The organism is Micrococcus porci, assembly GCF_020097155.1.
GTDB lineage: Bacteria > Actinomycetota > Actinomycetes > Actinomycetales > Micrococcaceae > Micrococcus > Micrococcus porci.
Map to the genome: position 1 here is coordinate 150,032 of NZ_CP083691.1, position 22,118 is coordinate 172,149.

At 75.0% G+C, this 22,118-nt stretch carries 18 protein-coding genes and 1 riboswitch; of the genes, 12 read left to right on the forward strand and 6 right to left on the reverse strand.

Translation table 11 applies throughout. The annotated features are described in order from the left end of the window. Window positions 1–248 precede the first annotated feature (248 nt). Window positions 249–358, forward strand: a riboswitch (SAM riboswitch). 162 nt (window positions 359–520) lie between these two features. The 10 genes from KW076_RS00665 (at window position 521) to KW076_RS00710 (ending at window position 12,302) form a co-directional block, all read left to right on the forward strand. Then, entirely contained in the window at window positions 521–1,711 is a 1,191-nt protein-coding gene (locus KW076_RS00665) for an LLM class flavin-dependent oxidoreductase (RefSeq protein ID WP_224355720.1), read from the forward strand. Beyond that, window positions 1,708–2,778, forward strand: coding sequence for an LLM class flavin-dependent oxidoreductase (locus KW076_RS00670; RefSeq protein WP_224355721.1), 1,071 nt, complete (start codon window positions 1,708–1,710; stop codon window positions 2,776–2,778). Before KW076_RS00665 ends, KW076_RS00670 begins: the two co-directional genes overlap by 4 nt. Continuing rightward, on the forward strand, window positions 2,775–4,121 hold the full coding sequence (locus tag KW076_RS00675) for an LLM class flavin-dependent oxidoreductase (protein ID WP_224355722.1): 1,347 nt from the start codon (window positions 2,775–2,777) through the stop codon (window positions 4,119–4,121). Before KW076_RS00670 ends, KW076_RS00675 begins: the two co-directional genes overlap by 4 nt. After that, a complete protein-coding gene (locus KW076_RS00680; RefSeq protein ID WP_224355723.1) occupies window positions 4,118–5,776 on the forward strand; it encodes an ABC transporter substrate-binding protein in 1,659 nt (552 codons plus the stop codon). The genes KW076_RS00675 and KW076_RS00680 overlap by 4 nt, the downstream gene beginning before the upstream one ends. A gap of 1 nt (window position 5,777) precedes the next feature. Continuing rightward, the gene (locus tag KW076_RS00685) at window positions 5,778–6,722 is read left to right on the forward strand and encodes an ABC transporter permease (protein WP_224355724.1); all 945 of its coding nucleotides are present in this window, start codon (window positions 5,778–5,780) and stop codon (window positions 6,720–6,722) included. Window positions 6,723–6,755: 33 nt separating this feature from the next. Beyond that, window positions 6,756–7,640 (forward strand): ABC transporter permease, encoded by an 885-nt coding sequence (locus KW076_RS00690; protein WP_224355725.1) that lies wholly within the window; start codon window positions 6,756–6,758, stop codon window positions 7,638–7,640. Window positions 7,641–7,674: 34 nt separating this feature from the next. Next, window positions 7,675–9,408, forward strand: coding sequence for a dipeptide ABC transporter ATP-binding protein (locus KW076_RS00695; RefSeq protein ID WP_224355726.1), 1,734 nt, complete (start codon window positions 7,675–7,677; stop codon window positions 9,406–9,408). 166 nt (window positions 9,409–9,574) lie between these two features. Beyond that, the gene (locus KW076_RS00700; RefSeq protein ID WP_224355727.1) at window positions 9,575–10,423 is read left to right on the forward strand and encodes an ABC transporter ATP-binding protein; all 849 of its coding nucleotides are present in this window, start codon (window positions 9,575–9,577) and stop codon (window positions 10,421–10,423) included. After that, on the forward strand, window positions 10,420–11,439 hold the full coding sequence (locus tag KW076_RS00705) for an aliphatic sulfonate ABC transporter substrate-binding protein (protein ID WP_224355728.1): 1,020 nt from the start codon (window positions 10,420–10,422) through the stop codon (window positions 11,437–11,439). Before KW076_RS00700 ends, KW076_RS00705 begins: the two co-directional genes overlap by 4 nt. After that, window positions 11,436–12,302 carry an ABC transporter permease gene (locus KW076_RS00710; RefSeq protein ID WP_224355729.1) on the forward strand — a complete coding sequence of 289 codons (867 nt, stop codon included), beginning with the start codon at window positions 11,436–11,438 and terminating at the stop codon, window positions 12,300–12,302. The genes KW076_RS00705 and KW076_RS00710 overlap by 4 nt, the downstream gene beginning before the upstream one ends. 109 nt (window positions 12,303–12,411) lie before the next feature. On the opposite strand, the gene KW076_RS00715 is transcribed toward KW076_RS00710, so the two are convergent. Further along, complete coding sequence (locus KW076_RS00715; RefSeq protein WP_224355730.1) at window positions 12,412–12,774, reverse strand: winged helix-turn-helix transcriptional regulator; 363 nt, start codon at window positions 12,772–12,774, stop codon at window positions 12,412–12,414. Window positions 12,775–12,886: 112 nt separating this feature from the next. Here KW076_RS00715 and KW076_RS00720 point away from each other — a divergent pair, with 112 nt between their 5' ends. After that, entirely contained in the window at window positions 12,887–13,288 is a 402-nt protein-coding gene (locus KW076_RS00720; protein WP_224355731.1) for a nuclear transport factor 2 family protein, read from the forward strand. On the opposite strand, the gene KW076_RS00725 is transcribed toward KW076_RS00720, so the two are convergent. Next, entirely contained in the window at window positions 13,279–14,529 is a 1,251-nt protein-coding gene (locus KW076_RS00725) for an acyl-CoA dehydrogenase family protein (RefSeq protein WP_224355732.1), read from the reverse strand. The genes KW076_RS00720 and KW076_RS00725 overlap by 10 nt on opposite strands. A 211-nt stretch (window positions 14,530–14,740) precedes the next feature. Here KW076_RS00725 and acs point away from each other — a divergent pair, with 211 nt between their 5' ends. Beyond that, window positions 14,741–16,891 carry an acetate--CoA ligase gene (gene acs / locus KW076_RS00730; protein WP_224355733.1) on the forward strand — a complete coding sequence of 717 codons (2,151 nt, stop codon included), beginning with the start codon at window positions 14,741–14,743 and terminating at the stop codon, window positions 16,889–16,891. Between the two features lie 115 nt (window positions 16,892–17,006). Here acs and KW076_RS00735 read toward each other — a convergent pair whose 3' ends face one another. From KW076_RS00735 to KW076_RS00750, 4 genes are all read right to left on the reverse strand, one after another. Beyond that, complete coding sequence (locus tag KW076_RS00735; RefSeq protein WP_224355734.1) at window positions 17,007–17,786, reverse strand: hypothetical protein; 780 nt, start codon at window positions 17,784–17,786, stop codon at window positions 17,007–17,009. A gap of 140 nt (window positions 17,787–17,926) precedes the next feature. After that, on the reverse strand, window positions 17,927–19,303 hold the full coding sequence (locus KW076_RS00740; RefSeq protein WP_224355735.1) for an LLM class flavin-dependent oxidoreductase: 1,377 nt from the start codon (window positions 19,301–19,303) through the stop codon (window positions 17,927–17,929). After that, window positions 19,300–20,679 carry an MFS transporter gene (locus KW076_RS00745; protein WP_224355736.1) on the reverse strand — a complete coding sequence of 460 codons (1,380 nt, stop codon included), beginning with the start codon at window positions 20,677–20,679 and terminating at the stop codon, window positions 19,300–19,302. Before KW076_RS00745 ends, KW076_RS00740 begins: the two co-directional genes overlap by 4 nt. Beyond that, window positions 20,676–22,040 (reverse strand): acyl-CoA dehydrogenase family protein, encoded by a 1,365-nt coding sequence (locus tag KW076_RS00750; protein ID WP_224355737.1) that lies wholly within the window; start codon window positions 22,038–22,040, stop codon window positions 20,676–20,678. The genes KW076_RS00745 and KW076_RS00750 overlap by 4 nt, the downstream gene beginning before the upstream one ends. Window positions 22,041–22,118 lie beyond the last annotated feature (78 nt).

Here is a 22,118-nt window from a genome sequence, read left to right on the forward strand (position 1 = left end):
TGTCGCGGCCCAGCGGCACCCCAGCGCTGAGCCAGAGAAACCTGCTTCCTCCACCCTGCGGAGACGACCGAAACGTCTGGCTCGGCCCTGGGCCCTGCGCCGGTTGCGTGCCGGACCCCGTCACCCGCTCCGACGCCCGCCTCGTGTCCGACGCCGCCGCAGCCGGAGGGTGCCGCGGCGCCGCGGAGATGACCGCTCACCGCCGCCCCGTGGATCCCACGCCCACCTCTTCCTACGGTGAGGGCAGCGATCAAGAGAACCGACTCCCTACGGCTCTGGCCGAGTCGGTCGGCAACCCCTTCACCGTGACGGGGTGCCCCAGATGACGATCCGGCCGCGACAGCGGCAAGCACGGCCCAGGGGTGCACGCCCCCGGCGCCGGTGAGGACACCCGCCCACCGACCCTGAGAGCGATCCGCATGCACCCGCTGACCCCCACGGCACCGTCGTCTGCGGTGCCGGCCTCGACACCGCAGCATCACCGCACATCCGGACGAGCTCACCCACTCAGGAGGAACCGATGAGCATCCCTCTCAGCGTCTTCGACCCCGTGCTGCTGCCGGCCGAGACCGATCCCCGCGAGGCGATCGACGACGCACGCACGCTGGCGGCCGCCGCCGACGCCCTCGGCTACCGGCGCCTCTGGCACGGCGAGCACCACCTGAACCCCGGGGTGCTGGGGTCGAACCCGGCACTGACCCTCGCCCTGGTCGGCCCCGTCACCCAGCACATCCGGCTGGGGTCGGCGGCGTCGTTGGTGGGGCCGCGCACCCCGCTGGTCCTGGCCGAGGACTTCGGGCTGCTCGCCGCGGCCTTCCCCGGCCGGATCGACCTCGGCCTGGGCCGCGCCGCAGCCCCCGGCGGTCCGCCGCCGGGCACCCGGGCCGAGACCCCGACGGGCGACGGCGGACCCGCACAGGACCCGCAGCGTGAACCCGCCGGAGCCGGCGCCTCCTCCGGCCAGGACCCCGCCGCCGGTCCGAGCGAGGTCGACGGCGTGGTGATCCCCGCCGCCCCGGACCTGTCCGCGGCCCTCGGCTCTCCGCTGCGCGCGGCCTCCCGGGCCCTGCTGCCCACACCGTCCACCCCGGCCCTCGACTACGGGGCCCAGGTGGACCTGCTGCTGGGCCTGCTGGACGGGACGGCGCAGCACGACGGCGCCGCGCTGGGCCAGGTCGTCGCCCGTCCGGCGGTCGACGTCGAACCGTGGGTCCTCGGCTCCGGCCCCGGCGTCTCCGCCGAGGTCGCGGCCCGCCGCGGGCTGCGCTTCGGCGCGAACTACCACGTCAGCCCCGCCGGCACCGTCGCCGCCGTCCGCCGGTACCGGGAGCTGTTCCGCCCCTCGCCCGAGGTGCCCTGTCCCGTGGTGTCCGTCTCCGCCGAGGTCCTGATCGCAGACACCGCCGCCGAAGCCCGCCGACGGGCCAGCGGCTACGCCGCGTGGGTGCTGTCGATCCGCTCCGGCGCCGGCGCGGTCCCCTACCCCTCGCCCGCGCACCCCGAGCCCTCCCGCACGCCGCAGGAGGAGGCCCTGGTCGCCGACCGCCTCCAGACCCGTTTCGTCGGCACGGCCGAGCAGGTCGCCGAACGACTCGACGCGCTGGCCCGGCTCACCGGAGCGGACGAGCTGCTCATCAGCGCCTCGGCCCACCGGGTGGAACACCGCGTCGAGACCCTGACCCGACTCGCCGAGATCTGGAGGACCGCATGAGCACCCCCACGCCCACCCTGGGCATCGCCCTGACCACCCAGACCCCCGCCGACGCCCGCGGCCACTGGACCCGGCTGTCCCAGGCCCTGGAGGAGACGAGCCTGGACTGGGCCGTCCTCACCGACCCGCTCGGCACCGCCCCGCAGGCGGGGACGCACCGGATCGACGCCGTCCTCGCGGCCTGCTGGACGGCCACCCGCACGCACCGGATCGGCCTGGTCCCGGAGGTCACCACCACCCACACCGAGCCGTTCCACGTGTCCATCGGGCTGGCCACCCTCGACCACGTCTCCCACGGCCGGGCCGGCTGGCTCGCGACCGTCTCCGCCGCGCCGGAGGTCTCCGCCCTGTTCGGCCGCCGCCGGCACCCGGCCGAACGGACCCCGGGGCTGCAGGCGTCGCGGGTGGACCTCGAGCTGTGGGAGGAGCTGCAGGACGCGGTGGCCGCCGTCCGCGACCTCTGGGAGAGCTGGGAGCCCGACGCCGAGATCCGGGACATCGCCACCGGCCGGTTCATCGACCGCGAGCGTGTGCACCACGTCGACGTCGAGGCCGAGCGGTTCAGCGTGCGCGGCCCCTCCATCACCCCGCGGCCGCCCCAGGGCCGGCTCCCCGTGCTGGTGGAGGCCGCAGGACCGGCCGGCCTGGAGGCTGCCCGCCGCACCGCCGACGTCGTCCTGCTCCCCGCCGCCGAGGTCGGCCGCACGGACGCCGCGCGGCTGCCGGATCGGCGTCGACGAGGCGCCACCCCGGCCGTGCCCGTGGAGCCGACGCGCATCGTCGCCGACGTGACGCTCGAGGGCGACGGCGCCCGCGTGGCCGACGCCGTCCGTCACGCGCTGCAGGCCGGCGCCGACGGCGCGCGCCTGGTCCCGAACCCCACCGCCGACCCGTTCGACGCCCTCGCACTGGCCGCGGACGTCCACGACCGCCTCGACGACATCCGGCCGCCGGACACCGGCACGGTGCCCCTGCGCGAATGCCTGGGCCTCGCCCCCGCCCTCAGCCCCTGGCGACACCCCGAGGACCCCACCGCCCGACCGACCGACGAGGAGGCCACCGCATGACCGGCACCCACCCCTCCACCCCCCGTCCGCGCACCGCCGACCGTCAGCTCATCCTGGGCGCCCACTTCCCCGGCGTGAACAACACCACGGTCTGGAGCGACCCGGAGTCCGGGAGCCAGATCGCCCCCGAGTCCTTCATCCGCTTCGCCGAGATCGCCGAACGGGGCCGCCTCGACTTCATCTTCCTCGCCGAAGGGCTGCGGCTGCGCGAGCAGCGCGGGCTTCTGCATGACCTCGACGTGGTGGGCCGGCCGGCGACCCTGCCGATCCTCGCCGCGCTCGCGGCCGCCACCGAGCACATCGGGCTGATCGGCACGCTCAGCACCACCTACAACGAGCCCTACGAACTCGCCCGGCAGCTCGCCGGACTCGACGCCCTCTCCGGCGGGCGCGCAGGCTGGAACGTCGTCACGAGCCCGGACGCCTTCACCGGGGAGAACTTCCGACGCGGCGGCTACCTGCCCCGCGAGCGGCGCTACCAGCACGCCGGCGAGTTCCTCGCCACAGCCCAGCAGATCTGGGACGCCGCGTCCGGCCGACCGCCCCACGTCGACGTCGACGTCGAGGACTTCAGCGTGCACGGGACCGTCGACGCCCCCGCCCCCGTCCACGGCAGGCCCGTGATCCTCCAGGCGGGGGACTCGGATGAGGGGCGCGATCTGGCCGCCCGGGAGGCGGACGCGGTGTTCACCCGCCACGGAGACTGGGAGGCAGGACAGGAGTTCACGGCCGACATGCGCCGTCGTGCGGCCGCCGCCGGACGCCCCGACGGGGCCGTCCGCGTCCTGCCCGGCGTCACGGTCGTGGTCGGGGACACGGACGAGGAGGCGGCGGCGGAGGCCGAGCAGATCCGCCGCGCCCAGGTCAGCGGTGCCACGGCGGTGCTCACCCTGGAACGGATCTGGAACCGCGACCTCTCCGGATGGGACCCGGACGGCCCGCTGCCGGACGTCGAGCCCGTCCTGGAGGACACGGGCCTGTCCCAGGGCCGGGTGCGGCATGTGGCGGACCCGCATGCGGAGGTCGCCCGACTGCGGGAGATCTCGCAGCGGCAGGGGCTGACCCTGCGCGAGACGGTGATCGCCACCGGGCAGCGACAGGACTTCGTCGGCTCGCCGGAGACCGTGGCGCAGGAGCTGATACGGCACGTCGAGCACGACGTCTGCGACGGCTTCATCCTGATCCCCCACCTCACGCCGGGCGGCCTCGAGCCGTTCGTGGACCGGGTGGTTCCGCTGTTGCAGGAGCGCGGGGCCCTGCGCACCGACTATCCGGAGGACGGCGGCGGGCTGCGCGGTCTGCTGGGCGCCGCCGTCCACCCCACCGCAGGGAGGGCATCATGAGCCGACCGCCGCATCCGGCGCGGCGCCGCCGCCGGGCCCTGCGCGTGTCCGTCGCCGCCGCGGCGGCGCTGGTGCTGGCCTCCGGCGCGGCCGCCGTCGCTCTTCCCACCGGCCCGGACGGGCCGTCGGACGGGCAGGTCCTGCGCGTCGCGCTCGGCTCGGACCAGGGCTGCCTGGACCCGCAGCAGGTCTCCTCGAACGACTCCATCTACGTGGCCCGGCAGGTCGCCGACTCGCTCACGGACCAGGACCCGGAGACCGGGCAGATCGTTCCGTGGCTGGCCGAACGCTGGGAGGTCTCCGAGGACGCCCGGGCCTACACCTTCACGCTCCGCGACGGGGTGACGTTCTCCGACGGCACCCCGGTGGACTCCGAGGCGGTCGCCGCGAATCTGGACAGCCTCGCCGAAGGTCTGGGCCCCCGGGCGTCCCTCGCCACCGGCTACCTGGCCGGCTACGCCGAGACCGACGTCCACGACGCGCGCACCTTCACCGTGCGCTTCCACCGGCCCACCGTGCAGTTCCTGCAGGCCACCTCCACCGTCTCCCTGGCCGTTGTCTCCCCGGCGAGCATCGCCGCCGGCGCAGAGCAGCGGTGCGCCGGCGTGGTGGGTTCCGGGCCCTTCGTGGTGGACGCCTACTCCCCCGGCGCGGGCTCCACCCTGTCCCGGCGCGACGACTACGCCTGGGGGTCGAGTCTCTGGAAGGAGACGGGCCGGGCCGGAGTGGACCGGGTGGAGTTCTCCATCGTCCAGGAGTCCGGGGTCCGGGCGGGGCTGCTGCAGTCGGACCAGGTCGACCTGATCGGTTCGATCGCCCCGCAGGACGAGGACCCGCTGGCCGCCTCCGGGGCGCGCCTGCTGCAGCGGGCCAACCCCGGCACCCCGTTCGGGCTGCTGCTGAACCACGAACACGAGCCCTTCACCGACCCCCGCGTCCGGCAGGCGGTCTCGGCCGCCCTGGACCGGCAGGAGATCGTGGACGTCGCGTTCTTCCGGGACTCGCAGCCGGCCACCAGCATGGTCTCCCGGACCACTCCGGGCTACGCCGACCTGTCCGGGCGGCTGCAGCACGACCCGCAGCGGGCCGCCGCCGCGCTCCAGGAGGCCGGCTACACCCGCGACCCGGACGGGTACTGGACCAAGGACGGGACGCCGCTGACGTTCACCGTGACCTGGTCCGCGGTCTCCCCGCACAACGCGCCCGCCCTCGAGATGCTCCAACAGCAGCTGGACGACGCCGGGATCCGGGTGCGGCTGCGGGAGATCTCGACCGATCAGGCCGGCCAGATCCTGGCCGAGAGCGACTTCGACGCGTTCTGGACCAACACGACCCGGGCCGACGTGGACATCCTGCGCACCAGCTACCACACGGGCCTGGCGAACCGCAGCAACGCCGCCGCCTCGCCCACCGACGGGCTCCTCGAACAGATCGACGCCACCACGGACTCCGCCGCCCGTGACCGGCTGGCCGCCCGCGCCCAGGACGAGCTGCTGACCTCGCTGCCGGTCATCCCTGTGGCCGAGCTGGACACCCAGCTGGCCGCCCGTCCCGAGGTGTCCGGCGTCCTGTTCGACTCCGGCTCCCGCCTCATCCTGCACGACGCCCGGGTGGACGCGGAACAGAAGGAACAGAAGGAACAGGAGGAGCACTGACATGGCCCGCCGCATCCTGCTGCGCCTGGCGCTCGCGCTCGCCGTCCTGCTCGGCGCCTACACGGCCGCCTTCCTGATCCTGTACGTGATGCCCGGAGACCCGGTGACCGCCATGGCCGCCGGCGGCCTCGAGGCCGGCGCGATCTCCGACGCCGACCTGCAGGCGCTGCGGGCCGAGCACGGGCTGGACCGCCCTCTGCCGGTCCAGTACCTGTCCCAGCTCGCGGCCGCGGTCACCGGAGACCTCGGCACCTCCGTCCAGACCGGGCAACCGGTGACGGAGGCGATCCTCGACCGGCTGCCGACCACGCTGCGGCTGGCCTGGGCCGCGCTGCTGGTGGCGGTCGTCGCCGGACCGGCGATCGCCCTGGTCGCCGCGGGGACCCGCCGCCGCTGGGTCCGTGCCACGGCGTCGGCGATCCCTGCCCTCGGCGCCGCCCTGCCGACCTTCTGGACCGGGCTGCTGCTGGTGCAGGTGTTCAGCTTCGGCCTCGGCTGGCTGCCGGCGCTGGGCGACGACGGCCTCGCCGGCCTGGTCATGCCGGCCCTGACCCTCGGGCTGCCGCTGTCCGCGCTCATCGCCCAGGTCATGCTCCGTGCCCTCGACGAGTCCGGCACCCAGGAGTACGTGGAGACGGCGCTGGCATCCGGGCAGTCCCGGCGGCGCGTGCTCATCACCCACATGCTGCCCAACGCGGCGCTGCCCACGCTGGCCATGCTCGGCGTCATCACGGGGAACGTCGTGGCCGGCGCCGTGGTGGTGGAGACGGTCTTCTCCCGCCCCGGCGTGGGCCAGCTGACCGTCCAGGCCGTCACCGCGCAGGACCTGCCGGTGGTCCTGGGGGTGGTGCTGCTCAGCTCCCTGGTGTTCGTCCTCGTCACCCTCACCGTGGACCTCCTCTCCCCCCTCCTGGACCCGCGCGTCGGCCCCGCCGGCGCCGTGTGACCGGCGTCCCGCCCTCCCAGAAAGGCCTCGTCCATGACCTCCGCCCCCGCTGTCGCCGCCGAGCCGACGCCGGCCGCCTCCGCCACCCCGTCGGACCCCGCGGGCGCGCGGCGCCGTGCACGGCCCCGGCTGGGCCTGCTGCTGAGTGCAGGCTTCCTGGTGGTGGTGCTCCTCGCCGCCCTGTTCCCCTCCCTGTTGGCCCCCGGCGACCCGTTCGCCGGCGCCAGCGGCGCCACCCTCGAGCCGCCGGGGCCGGGGCACTGGTTGGGCACCGACCACCTCGGCCGGGACCTCTACACCCGCGTGGTCCACGGGACGGGCCTGACGGTCGCCACGGCGGCCGCCGCCGTCGCCGGGGCCCTGGTCGTCGGCGGCACCCTGGGCCTGGCCTCCGGCTATGTCGGCGGAGTGGCGGACACCCTGCTGATGCGTGTGGTGGACGTGCTGCTGTCCATCCCGTCCCTGCTGCTGTCGCTCGCCGTGGTGGCCGGCCTCGGCTTCGGACCGGTGCAGGTGGCGGTGGCCGTGGGCATCGGGTCGGTCGCGTCCTTCGCCCGCATCGGCCGGGCCCAGGCGCTGCGCATCAGCCAGGCGCCGTTCGTCGAGGCCGCCCCGTCCTTCGGCACCCGGCGCATCCTCGTCCTGCTGCACCACGTGGTCCCGAACGCCGTCGGCCCGCTGGTGTCCCTGGCCGTCCTGGAGTTCGGCTCCGCACTGCTGGCCGTGTCCGCGCTGAGCTTCCTCGGCTACGGGGAGCCCCGCCCGGCCGCCGAGTGGGGCGGGCTGATCTCGGACGGACGCAGCTACCTCGCGGTCGCCCCGTGGCTCACCGCCCTGCCCGGCCTGGTCATCGCCGCCACCGTGCTCGCGCTGCAGCAGGTGGCGACCTCGCCGGCCCCCGCGGACGCCCCCCGCTGACCGCCGCCGACCGCCCACCCGTCAGGAGTCCCCCATGAGCATCCCGAAGAGCCCCACCTCGACACTCCCGTCCGCCGTCGCACCGGCCCCCGCCCTGTCGGTGCACGGGCTCGACGTCGACTACGCCGGCCGGCACGGCCAGGCCCCCGCCCTGCGCGACGTCCGCCTCGAGGTGCCCGCCGGCGGCACGCTGGCCGTCGTCGGGGAGTCCGGTTCCGGCAAGTCCACCCTGGCCCGGGTCCTGCTCGGCCTGTCCGCCGCGAACGCACGCATCCGCTCAGGCAGGATCCACGTCGCCGGGCAGACCGTGGACGCCGCGGACACGGACGCGCTGGCCCGGCTGCGCGGCCGCTGCATCGGGTTCGTCCCGCAGGACCCCGTGACCGGCCTGAACCCGGTGCGCACCATCGGCGAACAGGTGGTCGCGGCCGTCCGCACGCACACCCGCCTGCGTGTGGACGACGCCTATGGGCGGGCCGAGGCGCTGCTGGCCGAGGCCGGGGTGGACCGGCCCGGGCACCGGCTCGGACAGTTCCCCCATGAGCTCTCCGGCGGACTGCGGCAGCGGGTGCTGATCGCCCTGGCGCTCGCCGGCGATCCGGAGGTGATCGTCGCCGACGAGCCGACCAGCGCCCTGGACGCCACTGTGCAGCAGCAGGTGCTGGACCGGCTGGGCCTGCTGCAGGAACGCACCGGCGCGGCCCTGGTGCTGATCACGCACGACCTCGCCGTCGCCGCCGGCCGGGCCGAGCGCATCGTCGTGATGCGCCAGGGACGCATCGTGGAGGCCGGGCCCGCCGAACAGATCGCGCAGTCCCCGCAGGACTCCTTCACGCGTCGGCTGGTGGCCGCCTCCCCGGGCCGCCGCCCGACGGCGCGCGTGCTCGCCGCCCCGGACGTCGAGGCCGGCCCAGGGGCGGATCCGGCGCCGGTGGTGCGGGTCCGCGGGCTGCGCCACGAGTACCCGGGCGTCCACGGGTCCGCCCCGCACGTGGCGGTGGACGGGGTGGACCTGGACATCCGGGCCGGCGAGACCCTCGCCCTGATCGGCGAGTCCGGCTCCGGGAAGACGACGACGGGCCGGCTCGTGCTCGGGCTGGAGACCGTGCGTGAGGGCTCGGTGCAGATACGCGGCGTCGAGACGGCGGGCGTGGGCGGTCGGGCCTGGCGGCGGGCGCGTCGGCATCTGCAGACCGTGCACCAGAACCCCTTCGCCTCCCTCGACCCTCGGCAGACGGTGGAACGGATCGTCGCCGAACCCCTGCGGGCCTTCTCCGTGGGGTCCCGGACCGAACGCCGTGATCGCGTCACCGAGCTGCTGGAACGCGTCAGCCTCCCGGCCGCCACGGCCTCCCGACGTCCCGGCGAGCTCTCCGGCGGCCAGCGCCAGCGGGTGGCCATCGCCCGGGCCCTGGCCCTCGACCCCGACGTCCTCGTCTGCGATGAGCCCACCAGCGCCCTGGACGTCTCCGTGCAGGCCCAGGTGCTCGAGCTGCTGGCCCGGCTGCAGGACGAACAGGGCCTGGCCTGCCTGTTCATCACCCACGACCTGCGCGTGGTCTGGGACATCGCCCACCGGGTGGCGGTCATGCGGGACGGCCGGATCCTGGAGACCGCGGCCACGGAACGGCTCTTCCGGGCCCCGGAGCACCCCTACACGGCGGAGCTGCTGGCCGCCGCCGGGGTTACCGCACCCCTGACGGGGACGCAGACCTCGGCCGGCACGATGACTCCGGCGGGGGCACGGGCCCTGGTGGGCCGGCCGTGACGGCCGGTCGGGCCGGGAGCGGCGGCGCCCCCGGTGTGACGCCCGTGTGACCCCTCCGGCGCCGGCGGCCGGACGGACGCGCGGCCGACCGGGCCCGCGGTGGTCTACTGGCATCCGTGTCCGTCCGGCGCCGACACCGACGACGAAGCGACGATGGGAGCCCTCCATGAGCGTGCACGCGCCTTCCCGTGCCACCGCCTCCACCCCGGTCCGGGGCGAGGACCGCAACAGCCTCGACGTCGTCTTCCGCGGCGTCGGGCGCACGTTCCCCACCGCGGACGGACCGCGCGTCGTCCTGCGCGACGTGGACCTGACCGTGGCACCCGGCGAGGTGCTCGCCGTGATCGGCGCCTCCGGCTGCGGCAAGTCCACGCTGCTGCGCGCCGTGGCCGGCCTGGACCCGGACTTCGACGGGGAGCTGCTGATCGACGGTTCGCCCGTGCGCCCCTACGACGAGCGCACCGCCGTCGGCTTCCAGGAGCCGCGCCTGCTGCCCTGGCGCACCCTGCGCCGCAACGTGGAACTCGGCCTGCCCCGGGGGCTGGACCACGCCGCGGGCCGGGACCGCGTGCAGGAGCTGCTCGAGCTCGTGGGCCTCGCGCCCTTCGCGGAGCACCGCCCCCGGGAGGTCTCCGGCGGCATGGCCCAGCGGGCCTCGCTCGCCCGCGCCCTGGCCCGCCGTCCCGGCGTGCTGCTGCTCGACGAGCCCTTCGGCGCCCTCGACGCCCTGACCCGCCTGAAGATGCAGGACCTGCTGCTGGACGTGCACGCCGCCACCGGCACCACCGTCCTGCTCATCACCCATGACGTGGAGGAGGCCCTGCAGCTCGCCGACCGCGTGCTGCTGCTCGCCCGTGACGTCCCCGCGCCCGACGGCGCGGCCCGCCCCGGAGCGACCGTGGGGCGGATCGTGGACGTGCCGGGGGCCCGGCCCCGCGACCGCGCGGACGCCCGCCTGGCCCAGTTGCGCTCCGAGCTCCTCGAGGGCCTCGGCGTCGAGAGCCACGCCCGATGAGCGGCGCCGGCTCCGCCCGCCTGACCCGTCGCACGGCGCTCGGCCTGCTGGCCGCCTCCCTGCCCCTGGGCCTGAGCGGATGCGTCCTGCAGGGTGAGGCGGGGGCCGGCCCGGTGAATGACCGGGACACGCTGAGCATCGACTACGCCACCTACAACCCGCTCTCCCTCGTGATCCGCCACCAGGGATGGCTGGAGGAGACGCTCGCGCCCCGCGGCGTCCGGGTGAACTGGGTGTTCTCCGCCGGCTCCAACAAGGCCAACGAACTCCTGCGCTCGAACTCCGTGGACATCGGGTCGACGGCCGGCTCGGCCGCGCTGCTGAACCGGGCCAACGGGGCCCCCACGCGCATCGTGGGCATCGCCTCCCGACCGGAGTGGTCCGCGCTCATGGTCCCGCCCGGCTCGGACATCACGGACGTCGCCCAGCTCGCGGGCCGCACGGTGGCCGCCACGCGCGGGACGGACCCGTACTTCTTCGCCGTGCAGGCGCTCGAGGCAGCCGGGGTGGACCCGGCCGACGTCGAGATCCAGAACCTGCAGCACGCCGACGGCCGCGCCGCCCTCGCCGGCGGATCGGTGGCCGCGTGGTCCGGGCTCGACCCGATCATGGCGAAGGCCGAGGCCGAGGGCGCCCGCTTCCTGTACCGCGACCTCGCCCTGAACACGTTCTCCGTCCTCAACGCCACGGAGTCCTTCCTCGAGGAGGACCCGGAGACCGCCCAGACCGTCCTGGACACGTACGAACGCGCCCGCGCCTGGGCGCTCGAGCACCCGGACGAGACCGTCGGGATCCTGGCCGAGGCCGCGAAGATCTCTCCCGACGTCGCCCGCACCGTGATCCTCGAACGCACCAACGCGGACGTCAGCCCCGTGCCGGGCCAGGAGCTGCTCGACGCCCTGACGGGGGTCGGACGGATCCTGGTCGACACCGGGTCCGTCGACTACCAGCACCAGGTGGACGCCGCCCTGGCGAGCATCCTGGACACCCGTTTCGCCGAGGAGGCCATCCGATGAGCACCGCCCTGACCACCCCCGCCGCGACGACGGGCCCCGAGGCACGCGAGCGGTCGGGTCACGACGACGGGGGGACGGGGGCGCGCCGACGGCAGCGGTCCCGGGTGCTGGACCGGCCCGGCGCCCGGGCGGTGGTGGGGCTGGCCGCGCCCGCCGTCCTCCTGGTGCTGTGGTGGGCGGTGACGGCCGCCGGGCTGCTCTCCGCGGTGCAGCTGCCCTCCCCCGGCGCGGTGCTCAGCGCCGGCGTCAACCTGCTGGAGCGGGGCGACCTGTGGCTGCACGTGGGGATCTCCACCCAGCGCGTGCTGCTGGGCTTCCTGCTCGGCGCCGCGCTCGGGCTGGCCGTGGGGTCTGCGCTCGGGCTGTCCCGGTGGGCGGACGCGCTGTTCGCCCCGCTGATCGGGGCGCTGCGCGCGGTGCCCTCGCTGGCCTGGGTGCCGCTGCTGATCCTCTGGATGCAGATCGGCGAGGAGTCCAAGGTCACCCTCATCGCGATCGGCGCGTTCTTCCCGGTGTTCACCACCGTCTACGCCGCCCTGCGCCACGTGGACCCGCACCTGGTGGAGGCCGGACGGGCCTTCGGCTACCACGGGCTGTCCCTGCTGCGGACGGTGCAGCTGCCCGCCGTGGTGCCGGCCGTGTTCTCCGGCCTGCGGCTGGCCCTGGCCCAGGCCTGGCTGTTCCTGGTGGCCGCGGAGCTGATCGCCTCCTCGATGGGCCTGGGCTTCCTGCTCACCGACTCGCAGAACAACGGACGCACGGACCGCCTGATCCTGGCGATCATCCTGCTCGCCGTGCTCGGCAAGCTCACCGACTGGCTGCTCGGCCTGCTGGAGCGCCGGGCCCTGCGCCGCTGGGCCTGAGCCCGGCACGTCCGGCCGCCCGGCCGCGCGGACGGCACGTCTGCGCTGCATGTTCTCCTCCTGGGGCTGCTGCCGGCCGAGGCAGGGCGCCGCGGCCACTGGCGTCACCCTACCGGCGCTCGTCGTAGTCGACGCGCGCGGCCTCCACGGCGTCGTGGTGCTCGGCCGCCCAGTCCACCAGCGCGGCCAGCGGCGTCTCCAGCGTCCGCCCCAGAGCGGTGAGCTCGTACTCCACGCGCCGCGGCACACCGCCGTGATCCGTGCGCGCGACGATGCCGTCCCGCTCAAGGTCGCGCAGGGTGTCCGTGAGGACCTTCCGGCTGATCCCGTCGACGCCGTCGTGCAGCCCGCCGAACCGCAGCGGCCCCTCGGCCAGCGCGATGACGATCAGGGCCGTCCACTTGTTGGCGATGCGCGCCAGGGAGGTGCGGGACGGGCAGCTGGCCAGCAGCGGGTTCCATGAACGGTTCATGACGATCGTCTGAACTCCCCTCGTAGGCACGTTGAGGTGACCAGCGGCCCGCCGCCCACCATGGAAGGGCGACGGAGAGGTCGCGTTACCACCCACTGTAGGAGAGATGAGAATGAATAACCTCACCCCCGCCGAGGTCGTCGGCGCCTACTTCCAGAACCTGGCCGACGGCAACGTCGAGCAGGCGATGTCCGCCCTGGATCCGAACATCGAATGGCACCAGCCCGGTGAGAACCGGTTCGCCGGAGTGCACCGCGGGCCGGAGGCCGTCGGTGCGCTGATCGGCGGGATGATGGAGGTCAGCCAGGGCACCTTCGCGGTGGCCCCGGCCGGCCCGCTGATGACGAACGGCGACGTCGTCGCCGCCCCGGTCCGCTTCACGGGCCGCCGCGACGGCGAGGTGCTGGACCAGGACGGCATCGACCTGCTCACCGTCACGGACGGCCGGATCTCGCAGGTGCGGCTGTTCTCCTCGGACGGGCCGGCGGAGGACCGGTTCTGGGGTCAGTCCTGAGCGTCGCCCGCGGACGTGTAGGCGGTCGGCGGGGTGCCGTTCACGAGCCAGTCGCCGGCCATGCGCACCTTGAACGCCGCCGGGTCGTGGGTGGCGAGGGTGCGGGCGTTGCGCCAGTGCCGGTCGAGCCGGAGCGTGGCCGACGTCGCCGACGCGCCGAGCGTGTCGAAGATGCGGGTGCACACCTCGAGGACGGCCTCCGGCACCACGGCCTGGGCCCGGTACGCGGCGGCCATCGCCTCGGCGGACGCCGCCACGACGTCGGCCTCCGCCAGGCCGGCCCCGTCGGCGCCGTCCTCCCCCTCGTCGAGCAGACGCCCGATCTCGCGCACCATCAGCTCGGCCGCGGCCTGCCGCCCGGCCAGCTGTCCCATGATCTCGAGGAGCTGCGGGTCGTCCTTGGGCAGCGCGGCCGTGCCGGTGTTGAAGGTGCGGCGCCGCTTCCGCAGCAGCTGCGTGCCCTCCGTGAGCGCCGCCCGACCGATCCCGGCCTGCAGCGCCAGCAGGGTCGCCTCCATGAGCACGGGCACCGGCCCGTCCTGCCGCGGCACCTCGAGCAGCTCCTCGGCCGCGGCGTCGTCGAGCACCACGGACCCGGTGGCGGTCAGGCGCTGGCCGAACCCGTCCCAGTCGTCCTTGATGCCCACGCGCGGCTGACGCACGCGCACGACGGCGACGGCCCGGTCCGGCTCGCGGACCGCGCCCCCGGCCCGCTTGGAGTTCCGGCGGGAGACGAGGTCCGCCCCCTCGATGCCCACGGTCGCGGCGGTCCACGTCGCGAAGGCCGAGCCGGTCGCGTAGTACTTCTGCCCCCGCACGACCCAGGTGCCGCCCTCGTCCCGGCTGGCCAGGGTGGCGGCGCGGCCCGGCGCGGCCCCGCCGGCGCGTTCGGCCAGGGCGGAGCCGGCCCAGTCCCCCGCGACGATGTGCCGCAGCCACCGGTCCCGGCGGGCGGGCGCCTGGTCCATGGCCGTGGCGATGAACACGAGGTGGGAGCGCCAGACGTGCGCGGTGTTCACGTCCCGGGCGGCCAGATCCATGAGCAGGCGCAGCACGGTCTCGCTGCCGCCGCCCTCGCCGCCCGCGTCCACGGGGACGCCGACCTTGCCGAACCCGGCGGCCTGCAGCTCCCCGAGCGCGGCGAACGGCAGGTGCCGACCCGCCTCGCGGGCCCGCTCGCCGTGAGCGACGGAGTCGAAGGCGTCGGCGTACCGGGCGGCGAGGGTGGCGTAGGTGGTCATGGACCTACTCTGACACGCGCGGGCGGCCAGGGGGCCGGGACGCCCCGGCCGTGGGACGGGGTCCACACCGGCCGCCGTCGCCCTGGCCCGCGCCGGACGCCCGCGGGGCCCCGGCGGGCCGAGCATGACCGCCGGTGACGACGGTGGGCGCGGCGCCGTCATCGTCGTCCCTACCCTGGTCGGACCCGCCGACCAGGAGGAACCGCCGCCCATGACGCCCACCGAGGACCCCGCCCGCCCCGACCCGGCCGAGGAGGGCGCCTCCGGGGCCGTCCGCGGACCGAACGACGGCGTGCCCGCCGCGGCCCTCGCGACGCTGCCCGGCCCCCTCCCGCAGGCGCTCGTCGACGCCGCCGACCCGGACGTCCACCCCGGTCGCCCGGCGGACCGGCTGCACGGCGGGCGCGGCGACGGCCGCCCGGTGGCCGAGGCGGACCGGCTCGCGTTCTGGGAGGCGGCCGGCCGACGTCTGAGCTGGGAGCGGCCCTTCACCCGGACGCGCTCCCTCACCGCCCCGGACCCGGCCGCCGAGCGCGGCCCGGAGATCCGCTGGTACGAGGACGGCACCCTGAACGTGGCCGTGAACTGCGTGGACCGGCACGTGGCGGCGGGGCGCGGGGAGAAGGTCGCCCTGTACTTCGAGGGCGAGCCCGGCGACCGCCGCGCCGTCACCTACGCGCAGCTGCAGCGCGAGGTCGCCCAGGCCGCGAACGCCCTCGAGGAGCTGGGCATCGAGGCGGGCGACCGCGTCGTCGTGTACCTGCCCGTGCTCGTGGAGACGATCGTCATCACGCTGGCGTGCGCGAGGATCGGCGCCGTGCACTCGCTTGTGTTCGGCGGGTTCTCGGCGGAGGCGCTGCGGTTCCGCGTCGAGGACACGGGCGCCAAGCTGCTCGTCACCACCGACGGCCAGTTCCGCCGCGGCGCCGCCGTCCCCGTGAAGGCCAACGCGGACGAGGCCGTGTCCGGGGACAACGCGATCGAGCACGTCCTCGTCCTGGACCGCACGGGCCACCGGGACATCCCGTGGACCGAGGGCCGGGACCTGTGGTGGCACGACGTCGTGGACCGCCAGCCGGACACCCACACCCCGCGCGCCTTCGACGCGGAGCACCCGCTGTTCATCATGTACACCTCCGGCACCACGGGACAGCCCAAGGGGCTCGTGCACACCTCCGGCGGGTACCTCGCGGCGGCCTCGTGGACGCACGACTTCCTGTTCTCCCACCCGGACCCGGCGCGGCGCGACGGCGACGTGCACTGGTGCACCGCGGACCTGGCCTGGGTCACCGCGCACACCTACGAGATCTACGGTCCGCTCTCGAACGGGGTCACGCAGGTGATCTACGAGGGCGTGCCGAACGCCCCGCACCCGGGCCGGCACTTCGAGGTGATCGAGCGCTACCGGGTGACGAGCTACTACACGGCGCCCACCCTGATCCGCTCGCTCAAGGGCTGGCATCCGGACGGAATCCCGGCGCACGCGGACGGTGGCCCAGACCTGTCCTCGATCCGCCTGATCGGCACCGTGGGCGAGTCCGTGAACCCGGAGGCCTGGACGTGGGCCCGCACCCAGATCGGCCGGGACACCCCGGACCTGCCGATGGTGGACACGTGGTGGCAGTCCGAGACGGGCGCCACCGTGCTCTCCCCGCGCCCCACGGACACGGCCTTCAAGCCGGGCTGCGGCTCCCGGCCCCTGCCGGGGGTGGACGTGGCCGTGGTCGACGACGATGGCGCCCCCACGCCCGAGGGCCTGCAGGGCCGGATCGTGGTCACCCGCACCTCGCCGTCGATGGCGCGGACCGTGTGGCGGAACCCGGCCCGCTACTTCCACTCGTACTGGGAGGACTACGCGGACCAGGGCGAGGCGGGCTGGTTCCTCGCCGGCGACGGCGCCAAGCGGGACGAGGACGGCGACGTCTGGATCCTCGGCCGCGTGGACGACGTCATCAACATCTCCGGCCACCGGCTCTCCACCATCGAGATCGAGTCCGCGCTCGTGGCGCACCCGCACGTGGTGGAGGCCGGCGTGTGCCCCGTGCCGGACCCGAAGACGGGCCACGCGGCCGTCGCGTTCGTCGTGGCGCACGAGAGCTGGCTGGCCGGCGACGACGGCCCCGGCGCCTCCGCCGCCGACCGCGCCGAGGAGCTGCGGCGGCATGTGGGGCGGGTGATCGGGCCGGTGGCCAAGCCCGCCGAGGTGGTCTTCGTCCCCGACGTGCCCAAGACCCGCTCCGGCAAGATCATGCGGCGCCTGCTCACCCAGCTGCACCAGGGCACGACCATCGGCGACACCACGAGCCTGCAGAACGAGTGGTGCATCCCGCAGATCGCCGAGGTCGTGGCCGCCCGCCGCTGACGCCCAGCGGCGCCCGTCCCCCGCCCTCGGCTTTCGTTCGAGAAACGGACGGCGCGCCGCGCGCTTTCGTTCACGAAAGGCACGGCGCGCCGGACGCACTCGCGCGACGGGCCGGTCAGCCCGCGAGGCCCTCGGAGAGCTTCTGCATGTCGAACACCTCGTCCTCGGCGGGACGCTCCGGAGCCTGGACCGCGTTCCACTCGGTGAACGTCGCAGTGGCGTCCGCCTCGGACTCCACGGAGTTCACGTCCTCCAGGCGGTACAGCTCCTTGGTCTCCTTGTCGACGTACATGGTGCGCCCGAAGTCCTTGTGCTCCTCCGGGAGGGCGTACTTGAGGACCTTCCTGCCGTCCAGGTCCACCTCCTCGGCCTTGACGTCCTTGCCGTTGAAGGCGTCCGCGGCCGGCATGTCCTCCTCGAGGTCGTCCATCACGGTGCCGAGGGAGAGCTCGCCCATCCCGGAGGCCTGGTCGGCCGGCATGAGCATCCAGCGGTCGCCCACGATCTGCTGGAAGGCGTCCATGCCCTCCGGCGCCTGCCCGCCCTCCGCCTTGTTGATCCTCATGTAGACGTCCTGGCCCAGGCGCAGGATGTCCATGTTGACCTCTCCGTCACCCATCTTCGCGGCGACGGTGCCCTTCAGGTGCGAGTCGTCCGTGGCGCCGGCCAGGTCAATGGTCCCGGACTGGATGTCCGAGGAGGACGAGGCCGACGCGGAGCCCGAGGCGTCCTCCTTGGCGGTGCCGTCCATCTTCAGGTGAAGGCTCTGGGCGTCCACGACCTTCTGGCGGACCTCCGGCCAGCTCTCCTCCAGGGTGGGCTGGGTGGCGCAGGCGGAGAGCAGCAGCCCGCCGGTGGCGAGCAGGGCGGCGGCGGCGATCTTGGGGGACTTCATGGCGAGCTCCTGACTCGGGGCGGCGCCGCGGGAGCGCGGCGCTCAGTCGATGACCCCTCCACCATGCCGCCTCGGCGCGGGACCCGTCACGCGTCGCACGCCCCGGCCGCACGGATCCGCGCGGCCGGGGCGGATGCCGGTCAGCGGCGGAACCCGGCCCCCCGGTGGTCCTCCGGCAGCAGCGGTCCCGCGCCGGCCACGTTCTCGCGCAGGGTCCGCCCGGCCTCGGGCTCACGCAGCACGCCGCGCCGCCGCAGCTCGGGGCTCACGAGCCGGGCGAACCGCTCGAGGTCCGTCGGACGCACGGCCGCGGAGATGTTGAAGCCGTCCACGCCGGTCTCGCGGTGCCAGCGCTCGAGCTCGTCGGCCACGGTGGCCGGGGACCCCACGATCACCGGCCCCCGCCCGCCCACGCTCACGAACTCGGCCACCTCGCGCACCGTCCAGCGCCGGTCCGGCGACTGGGTGGTGAACGCGGCCAGCGCCGTCCGCGAGGCCTCGCTCTCCACGTGCTCCAGCTCGGCGTCCGGGTCCAGGCCGGACAGGTCCACCCCCGTCCAGCCGCCGAACAGCGCGAGCGCGGACTCCACGTCCACGTGCTCGTGGTACGAGGCCAGCCGCGCCTGCGCCTCCTCGTCCGTGTCCGCGACGACGACGGTCACCATCGCCAGCACGCGGATCGCGTCCTCGGGGCGGCCGGCCTCCCGCAGGCCCTCGCGGGTCTGCTCGACGAACCGCCGCACGTGCGCCGTCGTCGGGCCGATGTAGAAGACCGCCTCCGCGTGCTCGAGCGCGAACCGTCGCCCCCGCGAGGACGCGCCGGCCTGGAACAGGAACGGGGTGCCCTGCGGCCCGGGGTGCGCGAGCGCGACGCCGGGCAGGCGCACGTGCGGGCCCTCCACGTCGATCGGGTGCACCTTCGCCGGGTCCGCGAACACCCCGGACTCGCGGTCCGCCACGACGGCGTCCCGCTCCACGGACCCCTCGAACTGGCGGTACATGGCGTCGAGGTAGGCGTCGGCGCGGTCGTAGCGCTCGTCGTGCCCGGGCTGCCGGTCCAGGCCGAGGTTGCGCGCGGCCGAGTCCTGGTAGCCGGTCACCACGTTCCACGCGATGCGCCCGCCCGTGAAGTGGTCCAGCGAGGTCAGCGTGCGCGCCAGCAGGTAGGGCTGCTCGTAGGTGACGGACGCGGTGACGCCGAAGCCCACCCGCTCGGTGACGGCGGCCATCGCCGAGACCACCGTGAACGGGTCCAGCAGCGGCCACTGCACGCCGCCGCGCACCGTGGCGTCCACGCCGCCGCCGTGCACGTCGTACAGCCCGAGGATGTCCGCGAGGAACACGGCGGTGAACCCGCCCTCCTCCACCGTGCGGGCCAGGTCCGTCCAGAAGGACAGCCGGTCGAACTCGTGGGCGCGGGACTCGGGGTGCCGCCACAGCCCGGGCGACTGGTGCACGGGCGTCACCATGTCGAACGCGCTGAGGATGAACGGGGCGGGGGCGGGGGTCGCGGTCATCGGGTCTCCAGGGTCACGGGGGCACGGTCGGCCGGAACGACGGCGGCCGGCCCGTCCGCCTGTGGGGCCAGGATGGCGGCGTCGTCGGCCACGAGGTCCGTCTCGGGGCGGGCCACGGGGTCACGGGCGAAGCGCGTGGCGATCAGCGAGAGCGTGGCCAGCAGCGTCAGGTACGCGGCGATCAGCCACGGTGTGTGGCCGCCCGCCTCGTACAGCAGCGCCGCGATGAACGGGGCGAACCCGCCGCCCACCACCGTGCCGAGCTGATAGCCCAGGTTCACGCCCGAGTACCGCACGCGCACCGGGAACTGCTCGGAGAACCACGCGGCCTGCGGACCGTAGACGCTGTCGTGGGCCACGTTGATCACCAGCACGACGACGAGCGGCAACACCGCCAGCGCACCGGCATCCACGACGGCGAACAGCACCCAGCCCGCCACCGCCGTGAGCGCGTACCCGACCCGGGACACCCGGGCACGGCCCACGCGATCCGAGACCGCGCCCCAGAAGGGGGTGCTCAGCAGCCCGATGGCCGAGGCGACCATGATGGCGGAGACGAGGACGCCGTCGTCGGCGCCGCGGAGCACGAGGTAGCTCACCAGGTACGCGGTGACGAGGTAGTAGAGGCCGTTCTGGCCGAGACGCAGGCCGGCGGTCACGAGCACGGGGCGGGCGTGATGGCGCAGCAGCTCGACGACGGGCGCGCGGCTGACGGTCCCCACGTCCCGGTGCACGCGGAACTCCGCCGAGTCCTCGACGCCGAGGCGGATGGCCAGGCCCACCACCACGAGCAGGCCCGAGGCGAGGAACGGCAGGCGCCAGCCGAACGCGGCGAACTGCTCGTCGGTGGTGACCAGCTTGACCAGGGAGAACGCGCCGGTGGCCAGGAGCATGCCGGCCGAGGAGCCGACCTGCGTGAACGAGCCGAACAGGCCGCGTCGGCCCGCGGGGGCGTGCTCCACCGACATCAGGGCGGCCCCGCCCCACTCCATGCCGGCCGAGACGCCCTGCAGGCAGCGCAGCAGCACGAGTCCGGCCACCGCCCACCAGCCCGCCTGGGCGAACGTGGGCAGGACGCCGATGAGCATCGAGGCGCCGCCCATCAGCAGCAGCGAGATGACCAGCAGGGCCTTGCGGCCCACGCGGTCCCCGAAGTGGCCGGCCACGATCCCGCCCAGCGGGCGCAGCACGACGCCGACGGCGAGCGTGGCGAACGAGGCGAGGGTCGCCCCGAACGCGGTCTGGCCGGGGAAGAACTGCACGTTGAACACGAGCGCGGCGGCCAGGCCGTAGAGGTAGAAGTCGTACCACTCGATGGTGGTGCCGATGAACGAGCCGAGCGCGGCCCGGCGACGGTGGGTGCGCAGGGTGCTCATCGGGCGGCCTCCCCGGGGGCGGGGGCGTCGCCGAGGGGCGCGGAGGCGGCCGGGGCGTCGCCGATCGCGTTGAGGCCCTCGGGCACGGTGCCGTTGATCCAGTAGTCGCCGATCGCCCGGGCACGGAACGCGATGGGGTTGTGCGTGGCCACGGTCTGGGCGTTGCGCCAGTGCCGGTCCAGGCCCTTGGCGGTGCTCGTGGCGGAGGCCCCGCCGGTGAGGAACAGCTCCTGGGCGGCGCCGAGGGCCAGCTCCGGGACGGTCACCTGGGCGTGCTCCACCGCGAGCTCGGCCCACGTGAAGGAGGCGGGCACCTCCTCGGGGGCGCCGGAGCCGGTGCGGCCGGCGTCGTGGTCCGCGAGCGCCGCGTCCAGGGCGTCCGCCGCCGAGAGCACCGCGGCCTCGGCCGTGAACGCCTTGGCCGCGATCCGTCCGACGGCCTCCTGGATCAGCGGGTCCTCCCGGAACGGCAGGCCCAGGCCCGTGTTGAAGGTGCGCACGCGGGCGGCCACGGCGTCGGCGGCGTCCCGGCGGGCCGCCCGGGCGATCCCGGCGAGGACCGCGAGCAGGATGAGCTGGAACCACGCCGCCTCGTAGACGGCCTCGGCGCTGCCGGGCACCCGGTCGAGCACGTCCTGCGGCGGCACGGCGACGCCGTCGAACACCGCGGTGCCCGTGCCGGTCAGGCGCTGGCCGAACCCGTCCCAGTCGTCGTCCAGCCGCACGCCCGGGGCCTCCACCGGCACGACGGCGAAGCGCCGGCCCGGGGCCGGGTGCCCGTCCGCGTCGGTCTGGGCGGCGGAGACCCGCGTGTGCGAGGAGAAGATCGAGCCGGTCGCGTAGAACTTGGTGCCGGTCAGGGTCCACGGGCCGTCGCCCGCGGCCGGCGGGGTCAGGACCGTGTTGAGTGTGCCCAGCGCGTTGCCGCCCTTCTCGGTGGATGCGTTGCCGACCGTGGCGCCGGCCAGGATCCGGGCATGCCAGCGCTCGCGGACGGCGGCGGGCTGGAAGCGGAGGGAGTCGAGGAAGCCCAGGTGCGAGCGGTAGAGGTGCGCGACGTTCGCGTCCGCCTCCGCGAGGTCGATCAGCAGGGCCACGGCGGTCCGCACGTCCACACCGGGCCCACCGGCCTCCGCGGGGACCCGCAGCGTGGCGAAGCCGGCCTCGTTGAGCGCGCGGACCTCCGCGAACGGGAGGATCCGGCGGCGGTCGCGCTCGCGGGAGCCTTCGGCGACCCGCGCGAACACCGGGGCGAAGTGGCGGCGCAGGCCGGCCAGGTCGCGGGGCAGGTCCGCGGGGCGCACGAGCGGCGGGACGGTGCCGAGCGGGGTGGGCGCGTCCGTCGGGTCGGTGAGTGGCATGTCGATCTCCTCGGTCCGGAGGCGTGCATCCCGCCGGGCGCGGTGCCGCGGGGCGTGGGTCGTGTGGAGGCCCACGCT

What these genes read in the sequence shown, in the direction of transcription:
- KW076_RS00665 (WP_224355720.1), top strand. Translation starts at nt 521, where the DNA reads ATGAGCATCCCTCTCAGCGTCTTCGACCCCGTGCTGCTGCCGGCCGAG.
- KW076_RS00670 (WP_224355721.1), top strand. Translation starts at nt 1,708, where the DNA reads ATGAGCACCCCCACGCCCACCCTGGGCATCGCCCTGACCACCCAGACC.
- KW076_RS00675 (WP_224355722.1), top strand. Translation starts at nt 2,775, where the DNA reads ATGACCGGCACCCACCCCTCCACCCCCCGTCCGCGCACCGCCGACCGT.
- KW076_RS00680 (WP_224355723.1), top strand. Translation starts at nt 4,118, where the DNA reads ATGAGCCGACCGCCGCATCCGGCGCGGCGCCGCCGCCGGGCCCTGCGC.
- KW076_RS00685 (WP_224355724.1), top strand. Translation starts at nt 5,778, where the DNA reads ATGGCCCGCCGCATCCTGCTGCGCCTGGCGCTCGCGCTCGCCGTCCTG.
- KW076_RS00690 (WP_224355725.1), top strand. Translation starts at nt 6,756, where the DNA reads ATGACCTCCGCCCCCGCTGTCGCCGCCGAGCCGACGCCGGCCGCCTCC.
- KW076_RS00695 (WP_224355726.1), top strand. Translation starts at nt 7,675, where the DNA reads ATGAGCATCCCGAAGAGCCCCACCTCGACACTCCCGTCCGCCGTCGCA.
- KW076_RS00700 (WP_224355727.1), top strand. Translation starts at nt 9,575, where the DNA reads ATGAGCGTGCACGCGCCTTCCCGTGCCACCGCCTCCACCCCGGTCCGG.
- KW076_RS00705 (WP_224355728.1), top strand. Translation starts at nt 10,420, where the DNA reads ATGAGCGGCGCCGGCTCCGCCCGCCTGACCCGTCGCACGGCGCTCGGC.
- KW076_RS00710 (WP_224355729.1), top strand. Translation starts at nt 11,436, where the DNA reads ATGAGCACCGCCCTGACCACCCCCGCCGCGACGACGGGCCCCGAGGCA.
- KW076_RS00715 (WP_224355730.1), bottom strand. Translation starts at nt 12,774, where the DNA reads ATGAACCGTTCATGGAACCCGCTGCTGGCCAGCTGCCCGTCCCGCACC.
- KW076_RS00720 (WP_224355731.1), top strand. Translation starts at nt 12,887, where the DNA reads ATGAATAACCTCACCCCCGCCGAGGTCGTCGGCGCCTACTTCCAGAAC.
- KW076_RS00725 (WP_224355732.1), bottom strand. Translation starts at nt 14,529, where the DNA reads ATGACCACCTACGCCACCCTCGCCGCCCGGTACGCCGACGCCTTCGAC.
- acs (WP_224355733.1), top strand. Translation starts at nt 14,741, where the DNA reads ATGACGCCCACCGAGGACCCCGCCCGCCCCGACCCGGCCGAGGAGGGC.
- KW076_RS00735 (WP_224355734.1), bottom strand. Translation starts at nt 17,786, where the DNA reads ATGAAGTCCCCCAAGATCGCCGCCGCCGCCCTGCTCGCCACCGGCGGG.
- KW076_RS00740 (WP_224355735.1), bottom strand. Translation starts at nt 19,303, where the DNA reads ATGACCGCGACCCCCGCCCCCGCCCCGTTCATCCTCAGCGCGTTCGAC.
- KW076_RS00745 (WP_224355736.1), bottom strand. Translation starts at nt 20,679, where the DNA reads ATGAGCACCCTGCGCACCCACCGTCGCCGGGCCGCGCTCGGCTCGTTC.
- KW076_RS00750 (WP_224355737.1), bottom strand. Translation starts at nt 22,040, where the DNA reads ATGCCACTCACCGACCCGACGGACGCGCCCACCCCGCTCGGCACCGTC.